Below are 23,830 nucleotides of genomic sequence, written 5' to 3'. Positions count from 1 at the left end.
GTTGCTACAAAAATTTGGGCAGAAGTTTTAAATGTGCATAAAAAAGCAAAATAAAAGCATACAAATGGATACAGATGATTTATCAAGAGAAGCCTATAACGGAATTTTAATTGAAGCCGAAAAACTGACTCATGATTTGACTTTGCAATATGGATTGTTGTCTTATGATTGCAAAAACGAGACAGAATATGTTGAACAAGTCGAAAAACTGACAAAAAAAATACTAAATCTAGAAGATTGCGAGTTGGATGATTTGTTTTGGGGAAATTTTCCTGATAAAAACAAACTGAATTTTACCCTTAGAAAAATAATTAGTAATATTGAGAATTTAAAAAAGATCCCTATTAACGCAAGGCATTATGACTAAACAAGAAATTAAAGAAAAAGAGGCTAAATTATTAGAAATCACAGGAGCCTTTTGTGCTCAAAAATTAGATGACGAATACTTTTATCTATGTGAGAAATTAATTAAAAAAATGGGAAGGAAACGAGATGTTCCTTTTCAAAGAGGAAAACTTGAAATATGGGCAGCTGCTATTGTTCATGCAATTGGCTCTATAAATTTCTTGTTTGACAAATCTTTTAAACCCTATATCACGAGTGACCAAATCAGTGAATATTTTGAAACTAAAAATTCTACCGTTTCTAATAAAGCCAGAGAAATCAGGGATATGTTTAATTTAAGCTATTATAGTCCAGAGTTTTCTACTCAAAAAATGAATGGTTCCAATCCCTTTAACAATATGGTAATGGTCGATGGATTTATTGTTCCATTAAGTACTTTGCCTGATAATTTGCAACAACAGGTGAGAGAAGCGAGAGCAATAGGAAGAGATATTGAATTTAGTACAAGATAGATGCGAAAATTGATTGTTGTAAACTTCTAAATTGTTTTTGCTTAACTAATGAATTACAAACAAAAACATAGCCATTTCGGAATCAATTCCAAAAAAAACATAATAATTTTGGAATTCAACAAACCTTGACCAAAATAAAACTCAAAATCGGCTGCTACAACAATTTGTAACAGCCGATTCTTTTATAGACGCAATAAGTATTGATTTAATACACAGAAAGAGTTGTTTATTTTCTAAATCATTACTCCATTTTCTGCCAACAAGAGCGTCTTTCTATGTAGTAAATTTAAAAAAATAGTTTTTACTAAAAAAATATTTAACAAAGAATTTGACTGAATTTGGTAAAAATCACATCATTTCTTCTTTTTGCCAATATTTGTCTTACAACTAGTTCAAAAGCTGATTCAATTGTTCTTCTAATTCAGAAGATACCGTAAAAAATTAAACTGTGGTTATGGCAAGAATTTATTCAGTTCCTTTACTAATTCTGGATCCGATGGCCTATCGGCAACCGCCTTTACAACAACTCCGTTTGGATTAATCAAAATAAATCTTGGAATGCTTTTAACTCCAAATGCTTTTATAAAATTGGAATTCCAGTCGTTATCGGCTAATAATTGAACACCCCCTAATTCTTTATCTTTAACCATCTTTTTCCATTTATCAATATCATTTTGCTTATCAATTGAGATACTCACAAAAACAATGTTTTTATCCTGATATTTTTCTTCGAGTTTTTGCAAAAAAGGAATTTCTCTTACGCAAGGTCCACACCAAGTTGCCCAAATATCTATATAAACAAATTTACCTTTAAAATCCTCTAGACTAGATTTTCCTCCTTTAAAATTCTTATAATTAAACACTGGCGAAAGTGTATTGTTCATCTTGTCTAATTCTACATTTTTTAGTGCTCTTTCCTGTTTTGCAAGCTCCATTTTTTCTTGATACTTTTTGCGGAGGCTTACAAACATTTCATATTTTGAATCTAGTCCTTTTCGGATATTGGAATATATTTCTGGATTAAGAATATATTTGTCTAGACGTCCAATATCCTCATGTTTGATTTCCTCTAATTTCTTGTTAAATGACACTTCGTCAGATGAAAATAAACCTACAAAATCGAATTTTTTACTTGCAATTGCAGATTGAACTAAGTAATTATTTACTTCTGAGCCAACTCCTGAAAAAACAATTGTTTCATCAACATTATTGGCATCCATCTTCAATTTTAAATCACATTCATTATTGAGAGAAATAGCAAGGGTGTTTTTTCCGTCAAACAATTTATAACTTCCTTGCGGAGCATTAAGTGTGTCTTTGTAAATCCCGCTACTATTCTTATCAATTTTTTTTAGCACCTTATCTCGCGCTGAAATGTAAATTGACCCATCAGAGTTTGCAATATCCGCTTCAAAACTGGCATATTTCAAAGCTTGACCAAAGCTACCGCAAGAAACGAAAAAGGCTATTAATACTATTTTTTTCATACTTTCTAGACTACTTAATTCAACAACGAATCCAATTGTTTTTGCAAGTCAGGAGACGAAGGTCTTGCCGCATCGGCTTTGACTATTTTACCACTAGGGTCAATCAAGATAAATCTAGGAATACCTGTCACTCCATATGCTTTAATAAAATCAGAACTCCAATCTTTGTCCGCAAAAAGCTGAACACCTCCCAATTGCTTTTCGGTCACAAAACCTTTCCACTTCTCGTGATCTTTTGCTGTATCAATCGAAATACTGACAAATTCAATATTTTTCCCGTGATATTTTTCTTCCACTTTTTTCAATGATGGGATTTCAGCTCGGCAAGGACCACACCAGGTTGCCCAAACATCAATATATACAAACTTCCCTTTGAAATCCTCCAATTTCGTTTTACCCCCCTTATGGTTTTCATAATCGAACGTTGGTGAAGCAGAACCGTTTAGTTTATTTGCCTCCAAGATTTGATTATGGTATTTACTCAACCCGGCTAAAGACTTTTCCTCATTTTTCTTTTGTAGTGCTACAAAATTAGGATCTAATTTTTTTGAATCCAATTTCAAATTGTCTGCCGTTTTTTTCTCAACAAGTCGTTTGTCAAATTCCTCTTTGTTTAAAGCCAAAAGCGAATTATAATCATACTTAGATTCCGACACCGCACTCTGAGCTAAATAATTATTTTCATTTGATCCTGCGCCAGAATAAACTATGGATTCATCAAAATTTTTCGCATCCATTTTAAGTTTTAAATTGTAACTGTTTTTAAGATACATTTGAGTATATTCTTTCCCGTCAAATAACATATAAATTCCTTCTTCAACCGCGAACGAATCCTTAAAAATTCCTTGTTTATTAATCCCTATCTTCCTTACCTCCTTACCGTCATTTCTGTTCAGAATCTTAATGGTGTCTCCATTCCTATTCGCAATTTCCGCCTGAAAACTAAGATTAGGCTTCTTTTGAGCGTTTGCGCTGACAACGAATAATGCAAATACTGCAATAACAAATTGTTTTCTCATTCTGTTTACTTTTAAAATTATGTTTGCCCAAAACTACCCATTATTTTTGAAGAAAAATACGAATAAGAAAAATTTAGGACATTATTTAAACTAAGTTTTACGGATTTAGAGATAAAGTTGATTTTTGTTTTTACTTTTGCACCCGAGCCCAAGAGGGCGAACGGACGAAGTAATCTAAAATTAACATAATGTACAGAAGTCATAATTGTGGTGAATTGAACGCCTCACACATCAATACCGAAGTTACCCTGGCAGGTTGGGTACAAAAATCTCGTGATAAAGGATTTATGAACTGGGTCGATTTACGTGACCGTTACGGAGTTACCCAATTAATTTTCGACGAAAGTCGCTCTCAAAAGGAAGTTTTTGAATTGGCAAAAACCCTAGGTCGTGAATTCGTAATTCAAGCCAAAGGAACTGTTATCGAACGTGAAGCCAAAAACGCCAATATGTCTACTGGGGACATCGAAATTCTAGTTACTGAACTCAAAATACTGAATTCATCGATAACACCACCTTTTACTATAGAAGATGATACCGATGGTGGCGAAGACATTCGAATGAAATACCGTTATCTTGATATTCGTCGTAATCCTGTAAAAAACAATTTACTTTTTCGTCATAAAGTAGCCATGGAAGTTCGAAAATACCTTTCGGACTTGGATTTTTGTGAAGTAGAAACTCCCTATTTAATTAAATCAACTCCAGAAGGTGCAAGAGATTTCGTGGTTCCTTCTCGAATGAATGAAGGACAATTTTACGCTCTACCACAATCGCCACAAACCTTCAAACAATTGTTGATGGTGGGCGGAATGGATAAATATTTCCAAATCGTGAAATGTTTCCGCGACGAAGATTTACGTGCTGACCGTCAGCCAGAATTCACACAAATCGATTGCGAAATGGCATTTGTAGAACAAGAAGACATCTTGAATGTTTTCGAAGGATTGACTCGTCATTTATTGAAAGAAATTAAAGGTGTCGAAGTAGAAAAATTCCCTAGAATCACCTACGAATATGCTATGAAAACCTATGGAAATGACAAACCAGACATCCGTTTCGGAATGGAATTTGGTGAGTTGAATTCATTTGCACAACACAAAGAATTCTCTGTTTTCAACTCCGCTGAATTGGTTGTGGGAATTGCTGTTCCAGGAGCAAGCGAATATACACGTAAGGAAATCGACGGATTGATTGATTGGATCAAACGTCCACAAATTGGCGCAAGCGGCATGGTTTATGTAAAATGCAATGAAGATGGCACATACAAATCATCGGTTGATAAATTCTATGACCAAGAAGATTTAACCAATTGGGCAAAAGCAACTGGTGCTAAAGCTGGCGATATGATTTTTGTGCTTTCCGGTCCAGCCGACAAAACCAGAACCCAACTTTCTGCCTTGAGAATGGAATTGGCAACCCGTTTGGGATTGAGAAAAGCAACAGAATTTGCCCCACTTTGGGTAGTAGATTTTCCATTATTAGAATTTGAAGTAGAAACGGGTCGTTATCACGCGATGCACCACCCATTTACTTCTCCAAAACCCGAGGATATGCACTTATTGGAAACCAACCCGAAAGCAGTGCGTGCCAACGCCTATGATATGGTTTTGAACGGAAACGAAATTGGCGGTGGTTCGATTCGTATTCACGACAAAACGACACAACAATTGATGTTTAAATATTTAGGATTTACTCCTGAACAAGCTGAAGATCAATTTGGTTTCTTAATGAATGCTTTTCAATTTGGCGCGCCACCACACGGAGGTTTGGCTTTTGGATTAGACCGATTAGTTTCGATCCTTGGCGGACAAGAAACTATTCGCGATTTTATTGCTTTCCCGAAAAATAACTCCGGAAGAGATGTAATGATTGATGCACCATCTGCAATTGATGAATTACAACTCAAAGAATTACGAATAAAACTTGATTTATAGCCGTTCATCGATAAAATTTGCCTGAAATCGTTGAATGTCAAATATTTTAATAAAATCTTTGATATATTGACTTTCGTATTGTATTAAATATTACATTTGCGACATTATAAATTATTATTACTATTACAATGCGTACAGGTACAGTTAAATTTTTCAATGAATCTAAAGGTTACGGGTTCATTACAGACGAAGAAACAGGAAAAGACATCTTCGTTCATGCTTCAGGAATCAACGCGGAAGAACTTCGTGAAGGTGACAGAGTAAGTTATGAAGAAGAAGAAGGAAGAAAAGGAAAAGTTGCTGCGAAAGTAGCGGTGATCTAAGCATAAAAATTCATTTTTTTTGCCTACGAATGTTTAAAGCGTCCCGATAAATCGGGACGCTTTTTTATTTTTAGTACATGAAATACACTTCATCTGGTATAAACAATGCATAATTAATAGTTAATTATGGTTTTTGTACGCCTAAATTTTGTTTTTTAACTTGTGATTTAATGACACGTAGCCTATCTTTGCCGCTAATTTAGACTAAACCAATTATTAATTATGCAATCAAGTCAATTAGATTATTTACCAATCCTAATGCAAATGCTATTGGCTGTAGGGTTTGTTGTAGGGATAATTATAATTTCTGGAAAATTAGGCCCTAGCCGATCCTCAAAAATAAAGGATGAAAACTTTGAATGTGGTATTAAGTCCATTGGAAACGCTAGAATTCCTTTCTCTGTAAAATTTTTCGTAGTTGCGATTCTCTTTGTTCTTTTCGATATTGAGGTGGTTTTCCTGTATCCTTGGGCGGTAAACTTCAAAGAATTGGGATTAGAAGGAATGGTGAAAATGGTTATTTTCATGTCTTTGCTTTTGATCGGTTTTTTCTACATTATCAAAAAGAAAGCATTAGACTGGGAATAAAAATAGTACGTTTTGAGAATTACGATTTACAATTTCTCAAAATAAAGTAATGATTTAAACCGATAAAGTTTTTTAATAATTGTAAAAATCAATGTCGTACATCAAAAATCTAAAATAGAAATGAGCGATTCAAATATAAAAATGGTTGCCCCGCCAGATGGTGTTTCTGGAGAAGGCTTTTTTGCCACTACACTAAACGACGTTGTAGGATTAGCCAGAGCCAATTCACTTTGGCCATTGCCTTTTGCTACTTCTTGTTGCGGAATTGAATTTATGGCAACAATGGCATCGCATTATGATTTAGCACGATTCGGAATGGAACGTGTGAGTTTTTCTCCTCGTCAAGCTGATATGTTGCTAGTAATGGGAACCATCTCCAAAAAAATGGGGCCTATTTTGCGTCAAGTTTACGAACAAATGGCAGAGCCAAGATGGGTAATTGCCGTTGGAGCTTGTGCTTCTTCGGGAGGTGTATTTGATACTTACTCTGTTTTACAAGGGATAGACAAAGTAATCCCAGTAGATGTTTATGTGCCAGGTTGTCCTCCAAGACCAGAACAAATTGTTGATGGTGTAATGCGATTACAAGATTTAGTAAAGAGCGAATCTGTAAGAAGAAGAAGTTCACCAGAATATCAAGAACTATTGAAATCTTATAATATAAAATAAGAAAATGAGCTTAGAAACCACACAAATTCAAGACAAGTTAGTGGAAACATTTGGCGAAAGTGTATTTCATTTCAATCAGGAAAAAGACATTTTTTCATTTGAAGTTGCGGCCGATAAAATCGCACCAATTGTCCTTTTTTTGAAAAACGACCCAACATTACGTTTTAATTTCTTGACTGATATCTGCGGCGTTCATTATCCTGATAACACTTTAGAGAGAGAGTTTGCAGTAGTTTACCATATGCACAATTGGTATGAAAACAAACGCATCAAAATAAAAGCTTTTGTCAATGGTTCCAAACCAGAAATAAAATCTTTAGTAACCATTTTCCCCGGAGCCAATTGGATGGAGAGAGAAACTTGGGATTTTTACGGAATCAATTTCATAGGCCATCCTTCGATGAAACGTATTTTGAATATGGATGAAATGGTTTCCCACCCAATGCGGAAAGAATTCCCAATGGAAGACGGAGGAAGAACAGACAAAGACGACCGATTCTTCGGGCGAACACAATCAAATAGATAGGAATAATGAAATTGATAGAGGATAACCAACAAAAACTAAATGCTCTTTGCGTGCAACATCACGTAAAGCAATTGTACTTGTTCGGTTCAATTCTAACCGAAAAGTTCAATAATGATAGCGATATCGACATGTTGATACAATTCGCAACTATTGATTTAAAAGATTATTTTGACAATTATATGGCCTTTAAAGAAAGTGTTGAAAAACTTTTTAAAAGACCAATAGATTTAGTAGAAAATCAGGCAATAAAAAATCCAATATTTAGACAAGTTGTAGACAGAGAAAAACAATTAATCTATGGATGAGAAAATTTTAAAATCGCTGTATGACATAAAAATAGCAATTGATGAAATTGACTTGTTTTTATTGAATGAAGATAAAACTTTCTCTACTTATTCGAAGAATATTTTACTTAAAAGAGGAATCGAAAGAAATTTAGAAATTATTGGAGAAGCAGTAAACAGAATTTTAAAGGTAAATCCTGAATTTTCTATTGTCAATGCCAAGAAAATTATAAGCTTAAGGAATCAAATTATTCATGCTTATGACAACATTTCTGATGAAAACATTTGGAGTATTGTTATTCAGCATATTCCAAATTTAAAAAACGAAATTGAATCAAAAATATATAATTCAACATTATAAATGTCAGAACTATTATTACCACCAGAGCATCGATATGCTAAAATAATTCAAGAGCGCCATAACGAAGACGGAAGCGAGCTTTCGATTCTGAATTTGGGACCCACGCATCCAGCGACCCACGGTATTTTTCAAAATATCTTGTTGATGGATGGGGAAAAGATTGTGGAAGCAGAACCTACCATTGGTTACATTCACAGAGCTTTTGAAAAAATTGCCGAAAACCGTCCTTTTTACCAAATCACCCCACTTACCGATAGAATGAATTATTGTTCATCTCCAATCAATAATATGGGATGGTGGATGACTGTTGAAAAATTATTAGACATTGAAGTTCCAAAAAGAGTACAATATTTACGAGTAATCGTGATGGAATTGGCTCGAATTTCGGACCATTTAATCTGTAATTCGATTCTTGGCGTAGATACTGGTGCTTATACTGGCTTCTTGTATGTTTTTCAATTTAGAGAAAAGATTTACGAAATCTACGAAGAAATTTGTGGAGCTCGTTTGACAACCAATATGGGAAGAATTGGCGGTTTCGAAAGAGATTGGTCACCAGAAGCTTTCCGCAAATTAGAGGTGTTTTTGCAAGATTTCCCGGTTGCTTGGAAAGAATTCGAAAACTTATTCGAAAGAAACAGAATTTTTATTGACAGAACAGTAAATGTGGGTCCAATTACTGCCGAAATGGCGATGGCTTACGGATTTACTGGTCCAAATTTGCGTGCTGCCGGAATCGATTATGATGTTCGTGTGGCACATCCTTATTCTTCCTACGAAGATTTCGAATTTATTGTTCCTGTTGGAAAATCAGGAGACACTTACGATCGTTTTTGTGTTCGTAATGCCGAAGTTTGGGAAAGTTTAAGCATCATTCGTCAAGCATTGGCCAAAATGCCAGAAGGAAATGTATATCACGCAGATGTTCCTGAATATTATTTGCCTCCGAAAGAAGATGTATATACCGATATGGAATCTTTGATATATCATTTCAAGATTGTTATGGGAGAAGTTCCTGTTCCAGTGGCCGAAATCTATCACGCTGTCGAAGGTGGAAACGGAGAGGTAGGATTCTATCTGGTAACTGACGGAAGTAGAACGCCTTATAGACTACACTTCCGCAGACCTTGTTTTATTTATTACCAAGCCTACCCAGAGATGATAAAAGGCGCAATGCTTTCGGATGCGATTGTTATTTTATCAAGTTTAAATGTTATTGCGGGAGAATTGGACGCTTAATTAATGTATAATGTATATTGAAAAAAATGTATAATGTAAAAAAGTGTACTATTAATCCAGACGATATACAAATTACGTTATACAATATACAGTAAAAAAAATGGAAAGAACAGATTACAAACAAGAAATAAATATGACCGAAGCATTGATGAACCGAATCAATGAATTAATCAGTCATTATCCTGAAGGGAAACAAAAATCAGCATTATTACCTGTTTTGCACGAAGTTCAAGACGCTCACGACAATTGGTTGAGTATCGAATTGCAAGACAAAGTAGCCGAAATACTTTCAATAAAACCAGTCGAGGTGTATGAAGTAGTTTCCTTTTACACGATGTTCAACAGACGACCTATCGGGAAATATATGTTCGAATTTTGCCAAACTTCGCCTTGTTGCTTGAATGGCGTAGAAGATTTAATGGATTATACTTGCGAAAAATTGGGTGTTGGAATTGGGGAAACCACTCCAGACGGCCTATTTGAAGTAAGAGGTGTAGAATGTTTAGGTGCTTGTGGATACGCCCCGATGATGCAATTGGGTGATTTCTATAAAGAACACTTGACCAAAGAAAAAGTAGATCAGATTATTGCTGATTGTAAAGAAAACAAAATCACGTTACACGATAAATAATATGTCACAAAAAATATTATTAGACAAAATAAATGTTCCAGGCATCAAGACCTACGAAGTGTATCGTAAAGAAGGCGGTTACGCTTCTGTAGAAAAAGCCCTGAAAAAATTGACTCCTGATGAAGTAGTTGAAGAGGTGAAAGCTTCAGGGCTAAGAGGCCGTGGTGGCGCAGGTTTCCCAGCAGGAATGAAATGGAGTTTTATTGACAAAAAATCAGGAAAACCAAGACATTTAGTTTGCAACGCCGATGAATCAGAGCCAGGAACTTTCAAAGACCGCTATTTGATGGAATTTATTCCTCATTTATTGATCGAAGGGATGATTACTTCTAGTTATGCATTGGGTGCTAACCTATCTTACATTTATATTCGTGGCGAATATATGTGGATTTACAAAATATTAGAAAGAGCTATCGCCGAAGCTAAAGCTGCGGGTTGGTTAGGAAAAAACATATTAGGAACAGGATACGACTTGGAACTTTACGTTCAAATTGGTGGTGGAGCTTACATTTGTGGAGAAGAAACCGCTTTGATTGAATCACTAGAAGGAAAAAGAGGAAATCCACGTATCAAACCACCATTCCCAGCAGTTTCTGGTCTTTGGGCCAATCCAACGGTGGTGAACAATGTCGAAACTATTGCAGCAGTGCCTTGGATTGTTAATAATTCAGGTGCCGATTATGCTAAAATTGGTATTGGACGTTCTACTGGAACTAAATTAATTTCTGCTTCAGGACATATCAAAAACCAAGGCGTATTCGAAATCGAAATGGGATTGAGCGTATACGAATTTATGAATTCTGACGAATATTTAGGCGGAATGAGTTCGGATAGACCATTGAAAGCCTTTGTGCCTGGAGGATCATCTGTTCCAGTATTACCAGCACACTTAATATACAAAACAGCCAATGGCGACGATCGTTTGATGACTTACGAAAGTTTGAGCGACGGCGGTTTTGCAACAGGTTCGATGCTAGGCTCAGGAGGATTTATAGTTTACAACGACACTTCTTGTATCGTAAGAAACACCTGGAATTTCTCTCGTTTTTACCACCACGAATCTTGCGGACAATGTTCCCCTTGTCGTGAAGGAACCGGTTGGATGGAAAAAGTATTGCACAGAATTGAAAACGGTCACGGTCGTGAAGAAGATATCGATTTGTTGTTGAGCATTCAGAGTAAAATTGAAGGAAACACGATTTGTCCTTTGGGTGATGCAGCAGCTTGGCCAGTGGCAGCAGCGATTCGTCACTTTAGAGATGAATTTGAATATCATATTCGTTTCCCAGAAAAAATAAAAAATAGAGACCATTTTGTTGCAGAGCCTTTCGAAAGTGTGAAGCATTTGGTAGCAAAGCAAACCGTATAATTTAAAAGTCAGAAGTTGGAAGTTAGAAGTTAGAAGCAAAAAATGCTGCAACTTTTAAGATTTTAAACTTTTAAACAAAAGAAGAAATGAAAGTAACCATAGACGGTATTGAAATTGAGGTAGCCCCGGGAACGACGATCCTGCAAGCAGCCAGAATGATTGGAGGGGAAGTAGTTCCTCCAGCGATGTGCTACCATTCTAAACTAGAAGGAAGCGGCGGAAAATGCCGTTGTTGTTTATCGGAAGTTTCCAAAGGAAGCGAAGCCGACCCACGACCAATGCCAAAATTGATGGCCTCTTGTGTAACAGGTTGCCAAGACGGAATGGAAGTAAAAACGAAGTCTTCACCGAGAGTTCAAGAAGCCCAAAAAGCAGTGACGGAATTTTTGTTGATCAACCACCCTTTGGATTGTCCTGTTTGCGACCAAGCGGGAGAATGTGATTTGCAAAACTTAAGTTACGAACACGGTAAATCAGAAAGTAGATACATCGAAGAAAAAAGAACTTTCGAACCCGAAGATATTGGTCCGAATATTCAATTGCATATGAACCGTTGTATTCTTTGCTACCGCTGCGTGATGGTTGCAGACCAAATTACAGACAACCGAGTACACGGAGTAATGGACAGAGGAGATCATTCAAACATTTCGACTTGCATTTCGAAAGCTATCGATAATGAGTTTTCTGGAAATATGATTGATGTGTGTCCGGTTGGAGCTTTGACCGACAAAACTTTTAGATTCAAATCGAGAGTTTGGTTCAATAAACCGTATGATGCTCACAGAGATTGCCCAACTTGTTCCGGCAAAACAACTGTTTGGATGTTCGGAAACGAAATTCAAAGAGTTACTGGTAGAAAAGACGAGTATCACGAAATTGAAGAATTCATATGCAACAGTTGTCGCTTCGATCACAAAGATGTAAATGATTGGGTTATCGAAGGACCTAGAAAATTTGAAAAAGATTCGGTTATAAACCAGAATAACTATACTCAAAAATTAGAAAAAGTAATCATCAACACTGAAGAAACTATTCTATTAGGAAGAGAAAGAGACAGAAAGAAATTAAGTATGGCTGAAGTTCCATTAGATACTAACAACAAAAAATCATAAGAAATGGACAGTACATTTATTATAGAAAAAAGTGTTGTAATTCTTGCCGTTTTTGCAGTAACGATGCTTATGGCGATGTATTCGACTTGGGCCGAAAGAAAAGTTGCTGCATTTTTACAAGATAGAGTTGGTCCAAATCGTGCAGGTTGGGGAGGATTGTTTCAACCGCTAGCCGATGGATTAAAATTGTTTGCCAAAGAAGAGTTTTCGCCTAATACACCTAACCAATTTTTGTTTAGAGTTGGGCCTGGAATTGCAATGGCAACGGCTTTGATGACAAGCGCCGTGATTCCTTGGGGAGATCGACTGCATTTATTTGGAAGAGATATTTTACTACAAGCTACGGATATTAATGTGGGCCTTTTGTACATTATTGGTATTGTTTCCGTTGGAGTTTATGGCATTATGATTGGAGGTTGGGCATCTAACAATAAATTCTCCTTGATCGGAGCAGTTCGCGCTGCTTCGCAAATGGTTTCGTATGAAGTTGCAATGGGCTTATCGCTTGTAGCACTGTTGATGATGACTGGAACATTAAGTTTAAAAGAAATTTCTGAGCAACAAGCTGGAATGAGTTGGAATGTTTTTTACCAACCAATTTCCTTTTTGATATTTTTGATTTGTGCTTTTGCCGAAACCAATAGAACTCCTTTTGATTTGGCTGAATGTGAAACCGAATTGATTGGTGGTTATCATACTGAATATTCATCGATGAGAATGGGTTTTTACCTATTTGCTGAATATGCCAATATGTTTGTGTCTTCTACGATTTTGGCGGTTTTATTCTTCGGAGGATACAATTATCCAGGAATGAGTTGGGTAGTTGAAAACTACGGAGTCAATCTTGCCAATGTACTAGGAATGGGAGCATTGTTTGTGAAATTATGTGGATTTATCTTCTTTTTTATGTGGGTACGTTGGACGATTCCAAGATTTAGATACGATCAATTGATGCATTTGGGATGGAGAATTTTGATTCCGCTGTCGATTATCAATATTATGATTACTGGGATTGTGCTTTTGAGAGGAGAATTGTTTGCTTATTTTGGGTTTTAGTTTAAGTGCTAATTGAGGTGTCGCAAATTGTGATTTCTTGATAATAAAATTAGTTTTTTTGAAGAATATATTCAAAATTAACTTTTAATAAAAAATTAAAAATCAAATAGTTGTGTTTATTTATATAAATAAAAACTAAAGGTATCGCATTTTGCGATACCTTATAAATAAAAAACAGTAAATGGACGACATCATCATCCCAAATGAAATAATTGAAAATAAAATTTATTTGATAAGGAATGCGAAAGTAATGTTAGACAGAGATTTAGCAATTCTTTTTGATGTCAAGCCTTATAGATCCTTATAGATTAAGGGAACAAATAGCTAGAAATCCTGATAAATTCCCTGAACATTTTATGTTTAGATTGAACGAAGTGGAAACAGAAATTATGGTATCGCAAAATGCGACACCTTCTAAACAAGCATTGGGAGGTTCGTTGCCGTATGTTTTTACAGAACACGGAATTTTACAATTATCGAATGTTGTAAAAAGTGAGAAAGCAACACAAATGAGTATAAAAATCATTGAGATTTTTGTAAGTATGAGAGAGTTTCTAACGAACAATTTGAGTTCGAAAATCGATATTGAAGAAATAAAAAGAAGACTAGACAATAATGATAAGAATGTAGAATTACTGTTTAGCTATCTAGACGAAATGATCGAAAAGCAAGAAAATAAAGTAGAACGAAATAAAATAGGTTATAAAAAATAAAAGCAATTTAAAAAACGAATGTCCTAGCCCTGATCGCAACGGCATCCTTTTGTTCTGGTCCCGATAGCTATCGGGAAGAACAAAAGATACAGTGAAGAGCAGGGATAAGCTTCAAGAAAAATAAAGAAAAGAAAATCAGATTTTCAAATCTAAAATCTAAAATTTAAATGTCAATACAAGAAATATCACTTTCTGGAAGAAAAAAAATAGTCTCGAATAAGGAGATGACTTTTCTCGAACGAATGTATCTTATAGCCATCTTCAAGGGGTTATGGATTACTATTCAACACTTTTTTACAAAAAAGGCAACCATCAAGTATCCGGAACAAGTTCGGGAATTCAGCCCTGTGTATCGCGGTCAGCATATGTTGAAACGTGACGAACAAGGTCGCGAAAACTGTACTGCTTGTGGCTTGTGCGCGTTGTCTTGTCCTGCCGAAGCCATTACAATGGTAGCCTCTGAACGAAAAGCAGATGAAAAACATTTGTATCGCGAAGAAAAATATGCTTCGATTTATGAAATCAATATGTTGCGTTGCATTTTTTGTGGTTTGTGTGAAGAAGCTTGCCCGAAAGACGCCATCTACTTGACTATTTCAAAAGAATTGGTTCCTGCTAATTACAGTCGCGAAGATTTTATTTTCGGAAAAGATAAATTGGTAATGCCATTAGAAATGGCCATTAAAAATACTCAACTTAAAAACGCTAACTAATGATACAGATTCCAAATATAGCAAATGCCACCTCAATACAAATTCTGTTTTGTGTGCTGTCTGTTGTTACATTGGTAACGGCATTTTTGACTATTTACAGTAAAAAACCGATGCACAACGCTATCTATTTAGTGATTTGCTTTATATCCATTTCAGGACATTATTTATTAATAAATGCTCAGTTTTTGGCCTTTGTAAATTTGATTGTTTACATTGGCGCTATAATGATTTTGATGTTGTTTACCATCATGTTGATGAATTTGAACAAGGAAAATGAAGTGTTCAAGCCGAGGGTTACTAGACTTGGAGCTATTGTTTTATTCTGCTTGATGTGCTTGGTTTTGATTGCTATTTTCATGAATTCGAAACCTATTGCTGACGACAGCTACGAGGTAACGGGCGAGGATTATCAATCGATACAAGTATTGGGCAAATTGTTGCTCAACGAATATATGGTGCCTTTCGAATTTGCTTCGGTATTGCTGTTAGTAGCGATGATTGGTGCTGTTTTATTGTCTAAAAAAGAAAAATTAGAAAAATAATATGGATAATATTTTAAACCAAATTGGTATTGAAAATTATATCTTCTTGAGCGTTATACTTTTTTGTATTGGAGTTTTTGGAGTTTTATACAGACGAAATGCTATTGTTGTTTTTATGTCTATTGAAATTATGTTGAACGCCATCAACCTGTTGTTTGCGGCATTTTCGACTTATCATCAAGATGCTCAAGGACAAGTTTTTGTGTTCTTCTCGATGGCCGTTGCGGCAGCAGAAGTAGCCGTTGGATTGGCAATTTTAGTTTCCATATTTAGAAATATGAGCACAATTGATGTTGGAAAATTAAAAAATTTAAAAGGATAATAATCGATGGATACCAATTTAGTTTTAGTCTTACTATTAGCTCCTTTTTTAGGATTTTTATTTAATGTTCTTCTGGGTAAAAAAGCTGGAAAAAACATTGTTGGGATTGTGGGAACACTTTCGGTTGCGATTTCTTTTGCTGTAACTCTATATTTGTTCGCAAACGCAGGTCAACAGCAACTTGTTATCGATTTATTCGATTGGATTTCAGTTCAAAGTTTCGATATCAGTTTTGGATTTCTGATTGACCCATTGTCATTGATATGGTTGTTGTTTGTAACTGGAATTGGGTCGTTGATTCACTTGTATTCCATCAGTTATATGCACGATGACGAGAAGATGCATTCGTTCTTCGCTTACCTAAACCTGTTCATCTTCTTTATGATTACTTTGGTAATCGGAAGCAATTTATTGGTAATGTTCATTGGTTGGGAAGGAGTTGGTCTTTGTTCTTACTTACTAATTGGATTTTGGTACAAAAACCAAGACTATAATGATGCCGCCAAAAAGGCTTTCATTATGAATAGAATTGGTGACTTAGGTTTTTTGATTGGAATATTTATTGTGGGCACTATGTTCAACACTTTAGATTTTACCACTTTAAAAACCGCAATAACCTCAGCATCTGACGTTAATGATTTATGGATTGCGCTAGCAGCCTTAGCTTTATTTATTGGAGCAACTGGTAAATCGGCACAACTTCCGTTATATACTTGGTTACCTGATGCGATGGCTGGGCCAACACCAGTTTCTGCCTTAATTCACGCCGCAACAATGGTAACCGCCGGTATTTTTATGCTGACTCGATTGAACTTCTTGTTCGATTTGGCTCCAAGTGTACAAAACATCATCGCCATTGTAGGAGCAACAACCGCCTTAGTTGCTGCAACTATAGCCTTAGTTCAAAATGATATTAAAAAAGTGTTGGCTTATTCTACGGTATCTCAATTGGGATTAATGTTCTTGGCTTTAGGCTTAGGTGCTTATGAAGTAGCCGTTTTCCACGTAATCACGCACGCTTTTTTCAAAGCTTGTTTGTTCTTGGGTTCAGGTTCTGTTATTCACGGATTGCACGGCGAGCAAGATATGCGCAAGATGGGTGGTTTAAAATCAGCAATGCCAATCACTTTTTGGACGATGCTCATTGCTTCATTGGCAATTTCTGGAATCTTTCCTTTAGCAGGTTTCTGGTCAAAGGACGAAATATTGATGACTGCTTTTCACGCTAGTCCAACTTTATGGGTTGTAGGTTCTGTCGCTTCGATAATGACCGCTTTCTATATGTTCAGATTGATTTACCTTACCTTCTTCAACGCGTTTAGAGGAACTGAAGATCAAAAACACCATTTGCACGAAAGTCCAAGTTTAATTACTGTGCCATTAATCATTTTGGCCATTTTATCTTTCTTTGGTGGAATTATCAGTTTACCGGGACACAGTTGGTTGAACGAATTTTTGGCTCCAATATTTTCGAAAACTTCTCACGAGGCGCACACTTTAGGTTCTACAGAATATATGTTGATGGCAATCGCTACAATAGGCGCTCTTATTGGAATAGGAATTGCTTATAAAATATACCTGAAAGACAACACCGTTCCTAGTGAAGATGCTGAAATCACAGGTGTTTCGAAAGTTTTATACAACAAGTATTATGTTGACGAAGCCTATGATGCTGTTTTTGTAAAACCAATCAATGCGCTGTCGAATTTCTTTAGAGAATATGTTGAAAAAACACTTTCAGCTATGGTTTTTGGATTAGGCAAAGCAACCTATGAATTGGCTGGGCACGGAAGAAAAATAAACAACGGAAGTGTTGGTTTCTTTCTGTTTGCATTTGTCATAGGCATCATCGCCATATTAACTTATTTATTTTTATAATAATTTTTACATAATGGATGTAACTACACTATTAATTATTCTTCTGCTTGGCTCATTTGCAACGTATTTTTCAGGCGATAAATGGGCTTCAAAAGTAGCTCTGCTGGTTGGTTTGACCGCTTTTTCTGGTGCTATTTGTTTGCTTAGCCAATACAATTTAGGTCAGGAAACAAGCTACAGTCAGCTTTGGATAAACAATCCTAAAATCTATTTAGCATTTCAAGCAGATGGTCTTGCATTAGCGATGGTTTTGTTGACCACAGCCTTGACACCAATTATCATTTTTTCCTCTTTTGGAAACACCTATAATAATGCCAAAGCTTTTTACGCTTTAATTGTATTTATGTCTTTTGCGATGACAGGTACTTTTCTAGCTTCTGACGGACTTTTATATTATATTTTCTGGGAATTAGCTTTGATTCCAATCTATTTTATTGCCTTAATTTGGGGCAATGGCGATACAGAAGATCGCAAAAAGGCAGTGGTCAAATTCTTTATTTACACGCTAGCTGGTTCGTTGTTTATGCTTGTTGCCTTTGTTTACCTAAATTTTAAAGCTGGAAGTTTTTTAATAGGCGATCTGACAAAACTCAACTTATCTGCAACCGAGCAATTTTGGATCTTTATGGCTTTCTTCTTGGCGTATGCTATCAAAATTCCGTTGATTCCATTTCATACTTGGCAAGCAAAAGTGTACCAAAAAGCACCAACTGTTGGAACGATGCTTCTTTCGGGGATTATGCTAAAAATGGGATTGTATAGTGTTATTCGTTGGCAATTACCAATTGCTCCTTTGGCAGCCAAAGAATATATGGAAATTTTCATTGGATTAGGAATTGCAGGTGTAATCTACGGTTCGATAGTTGCCTTACGTCAAAAAGATTTAAAAAAATTATTGGCTTACTCTTCTATGGCTCACGTTGGACTGATTGCTGCTGGAGCATACACCTTGACACTTGACGGATTACGTGGCGCTGTTTTGCAAATGATAGCTCACGGTTTTGTAGTTGTTGGCTTGTTCTTTGTAGCTGAAATTATCTACAGAAGATACGAAACTAGAAAAATTGCTGATATGGGTGGCATTCGTGCTCAATCGCCACAATTCACTTCAATGTTTATGATTTTAGTACTAGCCTCTGTTGCTTTGCCATCAACATTCAATTTTGTTGGAGAATTTACCGTTTTATATAGCCTTTCGCAAGTAAACATTTGGTTTGCGATTTTGGGTGGAACGACAATAATTTTAGGAGCTTATTATATGTTGAAAATGTTTCAACACGTAATGTTGGGAGAAACAAACACCAAAATATTTGCAGATGTAACTTTCAACGAAGGATTATCATTGGTGATTATCATCGCAGTTTTGTTCTTCTTCGGTTTGTATCCAAAACCCATTATGGATTTGATATCTCCAAGTTTGGAAAACATTTTAACTCAGATTAATAGAAATTAGATAAAAGACAAGCGGTTTTCAAAACCAAATTAGTCTAAAACACATCATATAAATGAACACATTAATAGCAATCACGGCACTAGGAGTTTTAACTCTTTTATTCGAAATTTTAAATTTTAGAAAAGCCATTGTTCCTGTAACGATTATTGGTTTATTGGCGGTTCTCGCTTTAACGTACGACGAATTTAATACTCCTGCCAGCTACTACAACAATATGATTGTGGTGAGTAAATTTTCATCTGTATTTTCCGCTTTGTTTATTGTGCTAACTGCTTTCTTGATTGCTTTGGCTCACGATTTCTACGAATACCATCAAACAAAAATTTCAGATTTTGTTGCTATAAAGATATTTATGCTAGCAGGTGGCGTAGCAATGGTTTCTTTCGGAAACTTAGCTATGTTCTTCCTTGGAATCGAAATTTTGTCAATTTCATTATACATTTTGGCAGCAAGTGATCGTTTGAATGTAAAAAGTAATGAAGCAGGAATGAAATACTTCTTGATGGGTTCATTTGCTTCAGGAGTCATATTGTTTGGAATTTGCTTTATTTACGGTGCAATGGGTTCCTTTGATGTTGCCGAAATCACCGAATGGTCCCGTTCTGCCGAATTGCCAAGTTGGTTCCCGATTGGAATTGCATTGGTAACTATTGGAATGTTTTTCAAAATAGCTGCCGTTCCTTTTCACTTCTGGGCTCCAGATGTGTATGAAGGTTCTCCTACTTTGTCGACTGCGACGATGAGTACTTTGGTAAAAGTGGTGGCAATGGCTACTTTGTATAAATTGCTTACAGCGATGAATGCCGATCTTTCCGATGCTTATATCAATATCATTATCGTAATTTCTATTGCTTCAATGACTGTTGGGAATATAATGGCGTTGAGACAAAACAATGTGAAGCGTATGCTGGCTTATTCAGGAATCTCGCACGCAGGTTTTATGTTGATGACCTTGCTTAATATTAGCAACTCTGAAAGCAATTTATTATACTACACTAGTGCGTATGCCCTATCTGGAATTGCTGCATTTGCTGTGATTTTATATGTTTGTAAAAACAAAGACAACGAAGACATAGCAAACTTCAACGGATTGGGAAAAAACAATCCATTGATGGCTGCAATTCTAACAGCAGCTTTGCTTTCGATGGCGGGGATTCCAATCTTTGCTGGTTTCTTTGCCAAAATGTTCTTGTTTACACAAACAATCGAGGCAGGTTATTTGGTAGTGGTTATTGCCGCTGTAGTCAATTCTATTATAAGTGTTGGCTATTATTTCAAATTGATCTTGGCGATGTACAACAAAGAGCCAAATGAAGAAAAAACCAAAACTCCGTTTATATATACAGCAGTCGCGATTGTATCTATTGTATTGAACATCCTTTTAGGATTATTCCCATCCACAGTATTGGATTTATTAGGTTGTTAAACCTAAATAAGAATAAATTATACAAAAACCATCAAGAGCTATTTTGATGGTTTTTGTATTTAGTGTCTTAAAATAATCCTAATTTTGATTCATCTTAAGTAAATCAATATGAAACAAGTTATTAAAATAATTACTGATATAGTCACAAGCATTAAAAATAATCCTTTAGATATTAAACTATTGTTACTTTTTTCAATTTTAATGACACTCGCAAGTAAATTTCTACGTCTAGAATCAAATAAGGATTTATATCAAAATATTATCCCATATACTGGCTGGTCTCCAGGAAAAGGTTACTTCATTTCTATTGTATTTATAATAATTTGGAGTTATACAATAAAAAATCGACAGATAAGTACATTAATTCTCAGAGGTTTCTTTATTTTTTCTTTTGGAATGACTTTAAGCTACGGTATTACCGATTGGAATAATGTTTTGCCTGAAGATTATATCAATGCCAATCCCTATTTAAGATATACCTCTTTGACACCCATCTATACAATTGCATTACCTTTGTTTTGGATACTAATTCATAGCAGCTCGCTATTATATGATTTTTACAAAAAAGCGAGAGCCATAAAAGCAATAATTTAATTAATCCAAAACAATACAACTAGATTTTTAAATATGTTTTTCAACTCGCTGACCTTTGCTATTTTTCTGCCCATAGTTTTTGTACTGTATTGGTTTGTTTTTAGTAAAACCAAAACCGCACAAAACGCATTTCTAGTTGTAGTGAGTTATTATTTTTATTCTTGTTGGGATTGGAGATTCCTGTTTTTACTGCTCTTCTCTACCTTTTTGTGCTATTACACAGGAATACAAATAGAAAAAAACACACAAGAAAGAAGTAGAAAATTTTGGTTTTGGATTAGTATTATATTCAATCTGGGCTTCTTGGCCATATTCAAATACTATAACTTTTTTGCGTTTTCCTTTTCGGAAGCTTTGAACAATATTGGTATCCATTCTAGTCCACTTTTGTTGAATGTGATTCTTCCCGTCGGAATTTCTTTCTATACTTTTCACGGTCTGTCCTATGTAATTGATATTTATTACAAAAGAATACAGTCCGAGAAAGACGTTATTGATTATGCGCTTTTCGTAAGTTATTTTCCGCTTTTGGTGGCTGGACCCATCGAAAGAGCCACGCATTTACTTCCTGAAATAAAACTTAAAAGAAACTTCGATTACGAAAAAGCCAAAGAAGGTGTTTACCAAATTATTTGGGGATTGGTCAAAAAAGTCGTCATTGCCGACACTTGTGCAACTTATGCCAACGCTATTTTTGACAATTATACTTCAATGAATTCTTTCTCGTTGGTGTTGGGAGCAGTTTACTTTGCGTTCCAAATCTATGGCGACTTTTCAGGCTATTCGGATATGGCTTTAGGAATGTCCAAATTGTTTGGATTGGACTTATTGCGCAATTTCAATTACCCCTATTTTTCAAGAGACATTGCCGAGTTTTGGCGTCGTTGGCACATTTCATTATCGTCTTGGTTTCGGGATTATTTGTACATTCCCCTTGGTGGAAGCCGTGGCAGCAAAATCAAACAAGTGCGCAACGTATTCATCATCTTTGTTGTGAGCGGTTTTTGGCACGGTGCCAATTGGACTTTCTTGGCTTGGGGATTCATGAACGCAATGTATTTCTTGCCATCCTTGCTATTGGGAACCAATCGAACTAATATGGAAACGGCCGAACTGCATTGGGATTTCAATTCGATAAAGGTGTTTTTTAGTATGCTAGCCACTTTTGCCTTGACGTGCTTAGCTTGGATATTTTTTAGAGCAAATTCTATACAGATTGCATTTGATTATATTGGGAATATTTTCACCAACGGAAATTTTACTTCACAATTCCTTCAAAACCAACGTTACAGTCACGAATTGCTTTTGCTGGTTCTTGCTTTCGTCTTGGTCGAATGGACCAGCCGTTATAAAATAGAGCCCATATCCGGAAAATACAGTTGGCTGAAAATGACTTTGTGTCTCTTGGCGATTATCGCTTTGGGAACTTATGCCGATTATAAAGAATTCATCTATTTTCAATTCTAATGAGGAAATTTATAATAGTAGTCGCCAAAATTCTACTCACTATTTTAGTGCTTTTAGTAGTTCTAGATTGCGCATATACAACCGTATATTTACATTCTTCCCAACGTGGAAAAGTGGAAAAGGTTTTCAATTCCAAAGCTGGCAATTATGATGTGGTGATTTTGGGCTCTTCGAGAGCCAACAATCATTTTGTGCCTGAATTATTTGAAAAGAATGGACTGAAAACTTTCAATTACGGAATGAGTGGTGCGCATTTATTCGAAGCTTCGCTAATGCTAAAATTGATGGCAGAACGCAACTATAAAATCAAAACCGTGATTTTGGAAGCTGATTTAGGGCTTTGCAACGAAAAAGAATCTGATGCGATTGCAGCAAAATTCTTGCCTTACATCCATCATTCCGAAGTCATCAAAGATCATTTTTCGGGTCTTGAAAATTTTAATGAGTGGTATTATATTCCTTTTTATCGTTATGTCGATTTTGACGCTCTAATTGGTTTCCGTGAAATGTACCAAACTGCAACGGACAAACCCACAAATATTTTGGACCATTTGGGATATCATCCATTGACTAGCAACAAACCCGGAAATATGAAGAATGACATCCGAGCTTTGAAACCCATTCGCAACAAATATTACGAGGAAATCAAACAAATTTGCCAGCAAAACCATTACAACCTCATCACGGTAATGACACCAATGTGCTCTAATGTGACAGGATTAGATTATTTTGAAAAAGCAAACAAAATTTATCCCGAAATTCACAATTTGGAAAATGCAGTACAAGGCGACCAATATTTTTCTTCCTGCGGACATATGAATGATGCGGGAGCGCGAATTTTTACAGAGGTTGTGATAGAAAGGTTTTTCGAAAAAAAAATAGAATAAATTATAAATATTTCAGGAATATATTTTTTAATTCGAAAATCAAAATCACCAATTTTTCCTATATTTACTTTCGTAAAAATATCAAGTAATAGTTATGAAAGAGGATAAAATAAAATACATAGTGATAAGAGGTTTAAGTGCCATTGTAGATATATTATTTTATGCAACTATAATGAAATTATTAGATCCGTATATTAGTACTAAAGGAGCAGATGGGATTTATTACACGAATACTGCAATTGGAATTTTGTTTTATAGGTATAGGCGCTTAGAGCACCCTTGTTATCTATTGATTTTATTGATATTTATTCAAATTTCACCATCTTTTTCATTAACACATCGAAGATTGTCCCCATATTTGACCTTCTATTGTATCT

Annotated in this window: 28 protein-coding genes; 26 read left to right on the top strand and 2 right to left on the bottom strand. The window is 35.5% G+C overall.

Features of this window, described 5'->3' with window-relative positions; translation table 11 throughout:
• Nucleotides 1-64 precede the first annotated feature (64 nt).
• Together ACIQ1E_RS08855 and ACIQ1E_RS08850 are read left to right on the top strand one after the other, a co-directional pair.
• The gene (locus ACIQ1E_RS08855) at nt 65-367 is read left to right on the top strand and encodes a hypothetical protein (protein ID WP_396170631.1); all 303 of its coding nucleotides are present in this window, start codon (nt 65-67) and stop codon (nt 365-367) included.
• A complete protein-coding gene (locus ACIQ1E_RS08850) occupies nt 360-857 on the top strand; it encodes a DUF6398 domain-containing protein (RefSeq protein WP_396170630.1) in 498 nt (165 codons plus the stop codon). The genes ACIQ1E_RS08855 and ACIQ1E_RS08850 overlap by 8 nt, the downstream gene beginning before the upstream one ends.
• A 452-nt stretch (nt 858-1,309) precedes the next feature.
• Here ACIQ1E_RS08850 and ACIQ1E_RS08845 read toward each other — a convergent pair whose 3' ends face one another.
• Entirely contained in the window at nt 1,310-2,344 is a 1,035-nt protein-coding gene (locus ACIQ1E_RS08845; protein ID WP_396170628.1) for a TlpA family protein disulfide reductase, read from the bottom strand.
• 14 nt (nt 2,345-2,358) lie between these two features.
• Nucleotides 2,359-3,363, bottom strand: a complete 1,005-nt coding sequence (locus ACIQ1E_RS08840; protein ID WP_396170626.1) for a TlpA family protein disulfide reductase — start codon at nt 3,361-3,363, stop codon at nt 2,359-2,361.
• A 188-nt stretch (nt 3,364-3,551) separates the two neighbouring features.
• Here ACIQ1E_RS08840 and aspS point away from each other — a divergent pair, with 188 nt between their 5' ends.
• The 24 genes from aspS to ACIQ1E_RS08720 all read left to right on the top strand — a co-directional run.
• Nucleotides 3,552-5,300: an aspartate--tRNA ligase gene (gene aspS / locus ACIQ1E_RS08835; protein WP_396170624.1), complete on the top strand. Its 1,749-nt coding sequence runs from the start codon at nt 3,552-3,554 to the stop codon at nt 5,298-5,300.
• Nucleotides 5,301-5,428: 128 nt separating this feature from the next.
• Nucleotides 5,429-5,623 (top strand): cold-shock protein, encoded by a 195-nt coding sequence (locus ACIQ1E_RS08830; protein WP_007137066.1) that lies wholly within the window; start codon nt 5,429-5,431, stop codon nt 5,621-5,623.
• Between the two features lie 222 nt (nt 5,624-5,845).
• Nucleotides 5,846-6,211 (top strand): NADH-quinone oxidoreductase subunit A, encoded by a 366-nt coding sequence (locus tag ACIQ1E_RS08825; protein ID WP_396170621.1) that lies wholly within the window; start codon nt 5,846-5,848, stop codon nt 6,209-6,211.
• Between the two features lie 120 nt (nt 6,212-6,331).
• Nucleotides 6,332-6,880, top strand: a complete 549-nt coding sequence (locus ACIQ1E_RS08820; RefSeq protein WP_396170619.1) for an NADH-quinone oxidoreductase subunit B — start codon at nt 6,332-6,334, stop codon at nt 6,878-6,880.
• Nucleotides 6,881-6,884: 4 nt separating this feature from the next.
• On the top strand, nt 6,885-7,406 hold the full coding sequence (locus ACIQ1E_RS08815) for an NADH-quinone oxidoreductase subunit C (RefSeq protein WP_396170617.1): 522 nt from the start codon (nt 6,885-6,887) through the stop codon (nt 7,404-7,406).
• Between the two features lie 5 nt (nt 7,407-7,411).
• Entirely contained in the window at nt 7,412-7,711 is a 300-nt protein-coding gene (locus tag ACIQ1E_RS08810; protein ID WP_396170614.1) for a nucleotidyltransferase family protein, read from the top strand.
• Nucleotides 7,704-8,051, top strand: coding sequence for a DUF86 domain-containing protein (locus ACIQ1E_RS08805; RefSeq protein ID WP_396170612.1), 348 nt, complete (start codon nt 7,704-7,706; stop codon nt 8,049-8,051). The genes ACIQ1E_RS08810 and ACIQ1E_RS08805 overlap by 8 nt, the downstream gene beginning before the upstream one ends.
• Nucleotides 8,052-9,290 carry an NADH-quinone oxidoreductase subunit D gene (locus tag ACIQ1E_RS08800; protein ID WP_396170610.1) on the top strand — a complete coding sequence of 413 codons (1,239 nt, stop codon included), beginning with the start codon at nt 8,052-8,054 and terminating at the stop codon, nt 9,288-9,290.
• Nucleotides 9,291-9,390: 100 nt separating this feature from the next.
• On the top strand, nt 9,391-9,921 hold the full coding sequence (locus tag ACIQ1E_RS08795; protein WP_396170608.1) for a complex I 24 kDa subunit family protein: 531 nt from the start codon (nt 9,391-9,393) through the stop codon (nt 9,919-9,921).
• Between the two features lies 1 nt (nt 9,922).
• Nucleotides 9,923-11,290 carry an NADH-quinone oxidoreductase subunit NuoF gene (nuoF, locus tag ACIQ1E_RS08790; protein ID WP_396170606.1) on the top strand — a complete coding sequence of 456 codons (1,368 nt, stop codon included), beginning with the start codon at nt 9,923-9,925 and terminating at the stop codon, nt 11,288-11,290.
• Nucleotides 11,291-11,376: 86 nt separating this feature from the next.
• Nucleotides 11,377-12,402, top strand: coding sequence for a 2Fe-2S iron-sulfur cluster-binding protein (locus ACIQ1E_RS08785; protein ID WP_396170604.1), 1,026 nt, complete (start codon nt 11,377-11,379; stop codon nt 12,400-12,402).
• 3 nt (nt 12,403-12,405) lie between these two features.
• Nucleotides 12,406-13,458: an NADH-quinone oxidoreductase subunit NuoH gene (gene nuoH, locus ACIQ1E_RS08780; protein WP_396170603.1), complete on the top strand. Its 1,053-nt coding sequence runs from the start codon at nt 12,406-12,408 to the stop codon at nt 13,456-13,458.
• A gap of 181 nt (nt 13,459-13,639) precedes the next feature.
• A complete protein-coding gene (locus tag ACIQ1E_RS08775; RefSeq protein WP_396170601.1) occupies nt 13,640-13,765 on the top strand; it encodes a hypothetical protein in 126 nt (41 codons plus the stop codon).
• Nucleotides 13,740-14,171, top strand: a complete 432-nt coding sequence (locus ACIQ1E_RS08770) for an ORF6N domain-containing protein (protein ID WP_396170599.1) — start codon at nt 13,740-13,742, stop codon at nt 14,169-14,171. Before ACIQ1E_RS08775 ends, ACIQ1E_RS08770 begins: the two co-directional genes overlap by 26 nt.
• A 167-nt stretch (nt 14,172-14,338) precedes the next feature.
• Nucleotides 14,339-14,884 (top strand): NuoI/complex I 23 kDa subunit family protein, encoded by a 546-nt coding sequence (locus ACIQ1E_RS08765; protein WP_396170597.1) that lies wholly within the window; start codon nt 14,339-14,341, stop codon nt 14,882-14,884.
• Complete coding sequence (locus ACIQ1E_RS08760; RefSeq protein WP_396170595.1) at nt 14,884-15,426, top strand: NADH-quinone oxidoreductase subunit J; 543 nt, start codon at nt 14,884-14,886, stop codon at nt 15,424-15,426. Before ACIQ1E_RS08765 ends, ACIQ1E_RS08760 begins: the two co-directional genes overlap by 1 nt.
• 1 nt (nt 15,427) lies before the next feature.
• The gene (gene nuoK, locus ACIQ1E_RS08755; protein WP_396170593.1) at nt 15,428-15,748 is read left to right on the top strand and encodes an NADH-quinone oxidoreductase subunit NuoK; all 321 of its coding nucleotides are present in this window, start codon (nt 15,428-15,430) and stop codon (nt 15,746-15,748) included.
• Nucleotides 15,749-15,754: 6 nt separating this feature from the next.
• Complete coding sequence (gene nuoL, locus ACIQ1E_RS08750; RefSeq protein ID WP_396170591.1) at nt 15,755-17,626, top strand: NADH-quinone oxidoreductase subunit L; 1,872 nt, start codon at nt 15,755-15,757, stop codon at nt 17,624-17,626.
• A 13-nt stretch (nt 17,627-17,639) separates the two neighbouring features.
• Complete coding sequence (locus ACIQ1E_RS08745; protein WP_396170589.1) at nt 17,640-19,079, top strand: NuoM family protein; 1,440 nt, start codon at nt 17,640-17,642, stop codon at nt 19,077-19,079.
• Between the two features lie 52 nt (nt 19,080-19,131).
• Nucleotides 19,132-20,505, top strand: a complete 1,374-nt coding sequence (locus ACIQ1E_RS08740; RefSeq protein WP_396170586.1) for an NADH-quinone oxidoreductase subunit N — start codon at nt 19,132-19,134, stop codon at nt 20,503-20,505.
• A gap of 108 nt (nt 20,506-20,613) precedes the next feature.
• Nucleotides 20,614-21,099 (top strand): hypothetical protein, encoded by a 486-nt coding sequence (locus ACIQ1E_RS08735; protein ID WP_396170584.1) that lies wholly within the window; start codon nt 20,614-20,616, stop codon nt 21,097-21,099.
• Between the two features lie 33 nt (nt 21,100-21,132).
• A complete protein-coding gene (locus ACIQ1E_RS08730) occupies nt 21,133-22,566 on the top strand; it encodes an MBOAT family O-acyltransferase (RefSeq protein WP_396170582.1) in 1,434 nt (477 codons plus the stop codon).
• Nucleotides 22,566-23,453 (top strand): hypothetical protein, encoded by an 888-nt coding sequence (locus tag ACIQ1E_RS08725; protein ID WP_396170580.1) that lies wholly within the window; start codon nt 22,566-22,568, stop codon nt 23,451-23,453. The genes ACIQ1E_RS08730 and ACIQ1E_RS08725 overlap by 1 nt, the downstream gene beginning before the upstream one ends.
• A 172-nt stretch (nt 23,454-23,625) precedes the next feature.
• Nucleotides 23,626-23,830, top strand: a 205-nt coding sequence (locus tag ACIQ1E_RS08720) for a hypothetical protein (protein ID WP_396170578.1), incomplete at its 3' end; no start/stop codon positions are given.

It is taken from the genome of Flavobacterium sp. (assembly GCF_044348915.1).
Lineage (GTDB): Bacteria > Bacteroidota > Bacteroidia > Flavobacteriales > Flavobacteriaceae > Flavobacterium.
The sequence above is the reverse complement of the archived record's forward strand: the minus strand, read 5'-3'. Positions and strand labels throughout refer to the sequence as shown.